The following is a 4,375-nucleotide window of genomic DNA, read 5'->3' as shown; positions in this document are numbered from 1 at the left end:
ATGTTGGCCCAGGAGGTCTCACGATGCAGCTTGAGCGCGATGCCCTCGCGGGCGGCAAAGCCCATCTCGTCGGCCGCGACCAGGACGGCGCTGTCGAAGAGCGGCATGAAGCCGGCAGTGACCTGGTGCGAGGCAGTCGTGCTCATTCGCCCTCCAGCGGTCCAAGCAATCCCGCCGCGGTCACCAGGCTCTGGGCAATCTCGGCGATCTTGCGGTTCTGGTTCATGGCGGTCTTGCGCAGAAGCGCGTAGGCCGCCTCTTCGCTCAGCCCGCGCGACTTCATCAATATGCCCTTGGCCCGATCGACGACCTTGCGGTTCTCGAGCTCGCTGCGCGCCTCCTCCAGTTCGCGCGCCATGCTCGAGAAGGCATTGAAGCGGCTGATCGCCATGTCGAGGATCGGCTTGATGCGCTCCTTCTTCAGCCCGTCGACGACATAGGCGGACACGCCCGCATCGACGGCCGCCTCGATCGAGGCCTGGTCGGAGCGGTCGACGAACATGGCGATCGGCCGTTTCACCGCGCGCGAAAGCTGGAACATGTTCTCCAGCATGTCGCGGTTTGGATTTTCGAGATCGATGACGATGACGTCCGGCTCGATCTCGGCGATGCGCCGGGCAATGCCGGCCACGTCGTGGACCACCGTGACATGGCGATGGCCGGCGTCCCGCAATCCCGCCTCGATGATCGAGGCGCGGATGCGGTTCTCGTCGATAACAAGGATGGCCAACGAACCGGCGGACATGCGCCTATTGTGCAGCCAGACCGGAATTGTGCAATGCGGTAGCGTAGCCCGAAGCGAACTTTTCCCGCGCCCATGCCCCGTTCGCCAACTTTGAATGTTCGTGGCGTCTAATTTTCGAAGATGCGATCTTCGTGGCCCAAAACGGTCAAAAACGTATCAGTCGGCGCGGCGTGGCGAGGTGGCGGACATTCTTGGCGACCGTTATCCTGACCCTAGATGAGCCAAACAAACGGCCGCGGTTCGAAGGCTGAAAACACCCGACAGCCTCCGGGAGGAAGCATGGGACCCGATCTGGAAGTCATACAGATAAGGCCTGGCGAGTCGTTCGCGGTGAAGTGGCACGGCTATCCGTACCATACGGTGCGCTGGCACTTTCATCCGGAATACGAGCTGCACCAGATCGTCGCGACCAAGGGCCGCTATTTCGTCGGCGACTTCATCGGCGAGTTCGAGATCGGCAATCTGGTGCTGGCCGGTCCCAACCTGCCGCACAACTGGATCAGCGAGGTTCCGGAAGGCCAGTCAGTTCCGCTGCGCTGCAGGCTGGTCCAGTTCAGCGAGGAATTCATCGGCGGCGCGATCACGACCTTTCCCGAGCTTGGCGCCGTTTCCCCGTTGCTCGACCTGTCGCGGCGCGGCGTCCTGTTCAGCAAGGGCGTGAGCAGGGAGGTCATGCCGCTGCTGGCGGAAATCACGCATGCTTACGGCGTGCACCGGATCAGCCTGTTCATGTCGATCATGGAGGCGCTCAGCCGTGAGAGCGCGCCGCGCGTTCTCGCCAGCGAAAACTATCTGCCGGATCCGTCGGGATATATGTCGGCGGGCATGAACCAGGCGCTGGCCTATATCCGCGAGAATCTGACTCAGCCGTTCAATGAGGGCGACCTTGCAGTGATCGCCGGCCAGACGCCGAGCGCCTTCTCGCGCTCGTTCCGCAAGCACACCGGCATGTCGCTGCTGCAATATATCAAGCGCCTGCGCATCAATCTCGCCTGCCAGATCCTGATGAGCGATGAAGAGGCGCAGATTTCGGACATCTGCTTCGAGGTCGGCTTCAACAATCTGTCGAACTTCAACCGCCAGTTCCTGGCCGAGAAGGGCATGCCGCCGTCGCAGTTCAGACGATTGGTTGCGGACAATTTCGCGGCCGCGCGCGCCGCATAGAAAGGAGTTCGGGAGGAGAAACAAGCCTTAAGCAAGAACCAAGACGAAGCGATGGATCGCGTAAGCGAACCAGCGATGGACGAGTATTGCCTCGTGTCATGCCAGCGGGAGGAAGCCGTTAGGCTGCTGCACGAGTTCGCTAGATTTCCGATCGGGCAGCGCGAGCAGACATCCGCAGCCTGCGGCGGAGTCTGTTACATCAAACAACGGGAATGGAGAAGACCTTATGTCCAGATACATGTCCAGATTGACCGCGGCCGCGATGGCCGTCTCGAGCCTCGCCCTCGGCGCGACGTTTGCCAATGCGCAGGATATCGCCGGCTCCACGGTCGCGTTCCTGATGCCCGACCAGGGTTCGACGCGCTACGAGGAGCATGATCACCCCGGCTTCGTCGCCGAGATGAAGAAACTCTGCGACAGCTGCAAGGTGCTCTACCTCAACGCCGACGCCGACGTCACCAAGCAGCAGCAACAGTTCAACTCGGTCATCACCCAGGGCGCCAAGGTGATCGTGCTCGATCCGGTGGATTCCGCGGCGGCGGCGTCGCTGGTGCACAACGCCCAGGCCCAGGGCGTCAAGGTCATCGCCTATGACCGTCCGATTCCGGACGCCAAGGCCGATTTCTACGTGTCGTTCGACAACAAGGCCATCGGCAAGGCGATCGCCGCCTCGCTGGTCGAGCATCTCAAGGCCAAGGGCGTGTCGAGCGACGGCGATGTCGGCGTGCTGCAGATCAACGGCTCGCCGACCGATGCCGCGGCGGGCTTGATCAAGGACGGTATCCATGACGGCCTCAAGACCGGCAGCTACAAGACGCTCGCCGAGTTCGACACGCCGAACTGGGCGCCTTCGAATGCCCAGCAATGGGCGGCGGGGCAGATCTCGCGCTTCGGTAACAAGATCGTCGGCGTGGTGGCCGCCAATGACGGCACGGGCGGCGGCGCCATCGCGGCGCTCAAGGCCGCCGGCGTCGATCCGGTGCCGCCGGTGACAGGCAACGACGCCACGATCGCCGCGCTGCAGCTCGTCATTGCCGGCGACCAGTACAACACTATCTCGAAGCCCAGCGAGATCGTCGCCGCAGCAGCCGCGAACGTTGCGGTGCAGCTCCTCAAGGGCGAGGCTCCGAAAGCCGAGACGACGCTCTACGACACGCCCTCGCAGCTCTTCGTGCCGGCGGTGGTGATGCAGGAGAACCTCAAGGCCGAGATCATCGACAAGAAGATCCAGACCGCAGCCCAGCTCTGCACCGACCGCTACGCCGAAGGCTGCAAGAAGCTCGGCATTGAATAAGGAGCAATGCCGCGCAGGCGGCATTGTCTCCGGAGCGATGCGGCGTCAGCCGCATCGTCCCCAGAAGCGACGCGGCCAAATCGCGTCGCCTGCGATATGCTCGGCAACGTCGCCAAGGTGACAGCCGTGTCCGGCCGCTACCTCCTGGCGGCCGGACATACCGACCAAAACGCGGGAAGAGAGACAGGCCATGGCAATACCCGACACGCCGTCCACGACAAGCCGCCCGCCGGTGCTCAGCCTGCGCGGCATCTCGAAGAATTTCGGCGCGGTGTCGGCCCTCACCGATGTCGATCTCGATATCAACGCGGGAGAGATCGTCGCCCTGGTCGGTGACAACGGCGCCGGCAAATCGACGCTGGTGAAGATTTTGGCCGGCGCGCACATGCCGAGCGCCGGCTCGATCACGTTCGACGGCCAGCCCGTGACGTTGGCCAATCCTGCCGCGGCGCTGAAGCTCGGCATCGCCACCGTCTTCCAGGATCTGGCGCTTTGCGAAAACCTCGACGTCGTGGCCAACATCTTCCTTGGCCGTGAGCTCCATCCGCTTCGCCTCGACGAAGTCTCGATGGAGGTCCGCGCCTGGACGCTGCTCAATGAGCTCTCCGCACGGATTCCCAGCGTGCGCGAGCCGGTGGCGTCGCTGTCGGGCGGCCAACGGCAGACGGTCGCGATCGCCCGCTCGCTGCTGATGGAGCCGCGCGTGATCCTCCTCGACGAGCCGACCGCGGCACTTGGCGTCGCGCAGACGGCAGAGGTGCTCAACCTCATCGAGCGCGTGCGGGATCGCGGCCTAGGCGTCGTCATGATCAGCCACAACATGGAGGACGTGCGCGCCGTAGCCGACCGCATCGTGGTGCTGAGGCTCGGCCGCAACAACGGCATCTTCCTGCCCGGCGCATCCAACCAGGAACTGGTGACCGCAATAACCGGCGCCGACGACAATGCCGTGTCGAGGCGCGGCAAGCGCACAGCCGAGGTGAAGGCTGAGGGAGAACGGCCATGACGACGGCTTCCGACCGCAACCCCGGCGCGCTGCTCGACCGCAGCGACGAGCGGCTGAAGGATCGCAGCGGCGCGAAGGGCGCCATCAAGGGCTTTCTCGACCGCGTCCGGTCCGGCGATCTCGGCTCGCTGCCCGTCGTCGTCGGGCTGGTGCTGATCTGCACCAT

At 63.8% G+C, this 4,375-nt stretch carries 5 protein-coding genes and 1 pseudogene; 4 read left to right on the top strand and 2 right to left on the bottom strand.

The window, feature by feature from the left end; genetic code table 11:
* Both EOA38_RS29125 and EOA38_RS29120 read right to left on the bottom strand, forming a co-directional pair.
* Positions 1–146 (bottom strand): ABC transporter substrate-binding protein (locus EOA38_RS29125; RefSeq protein ID WP_189434988.1); only part of this gene is annotated, 146 nt, incomplete at its 3' end.
* Entirely contained in the window at positions 143–745 is a 603-nt protein-coding gene (locus tag EOA38_RS29120) for an ANTAR domain-containing response regulator (RefSeq protein ID WP_126092929.1), read from the bottom strand. The genes EOA38_RS29125 and EOA38_RS29120, both read right to left, overlap by 4 nt.
* Positions 746–1,024: 279 nt before the next feature.
* On the opposite strand from EOA38_RS29120, the gene EOA38_RS29115 reads away from it, so the two are divergent.
* From EOA38_RS29115 to EOA38_RS40570, 4 genes and pseudogenes are all read left to right on the top strand, one after another.
* Positions 1,025–1,909, top strand: coding sequence for an AraC family transcriptional regulator (locus EOA38_RS29115; protein ID WP_126092930.1), 885 nt, complete (start codon positions 1,025–1,027; stop codon positions 1,907–1,909).
* A 226-nt stretch (positions 1,910–2,135) separates the two neighbouring features.
* Entirely contained in the window at positions 2,136–3,203 is a 1,068-nt protein-coding gene (locus EOA38_RS29110; protein WP_126092931.1) for a sugar ABC transporter substrate-binding protein, read from the top strand.
* Between the two features lie 190 nt (positions 3,204–3,393).
* Complete coding sequence (locus EOA38_RS29105; protein WP_126092932.1) at positions 3,394–4,209, top strand: ATP-binding cassette domain-containing protein; 816 nt, start codon at positions 3,394–3,396, stop codon at positions 4,207–4,209.
* Positions 4,206–4,375: pseudogene (locus EOA38_RS40570) on the top strand (sugar ABC transporter permease); the annotation flags it as partial. The gene EOA38_RS29105 and the pseudogene EOA38_RS40570, both read left to right, overlap by 4 nt.

Source organism: Mesorhizobium sp. M1E.F.Ca.ET.041.01.1.1 (assembly GCF_003997355.1).
In the GTDB taxonomy this organism is placed as follows: domain Bacteria; phylum Pseudomonadota; class Alphaproteobacteria; order Rhizobiales; family Rhizobiaceae; genus Mesorhizobium.
This window is presented reverse-complemented; position numbering and strand designations above follow the sequence as displayed.

Coding starts and splice junctions, on each gene's coding strand:
- EOA38_RS29120 (WP_126092929.1), bottom strand. CDS start 745: ATGTCCGCCGGTTCGTTGGCCATCCTTGTTATCGACGAGAACCGCATC.
- EOA38_RS29115 (WP_126092930.1), top strand. CDS start 1,025: ATGGGACCCGATCTGGAAGTCATACAGATAAGGCCTGGCGAGTCGTTC.
- EOA38_RS29110 (WP_126092931.1), top strand. CDS start 2,136: ATGTCCAGATACATGTCCAGATTGACCGCGGCCGCGATGGCCGTCTCG.
- EOA38_RS29105 (WP_126092932.1), top strand. CDS start 3,394: ATGGCAATACCCGACACGCCGTCCACGACAAGCCGCCCGCCGGTGCTC.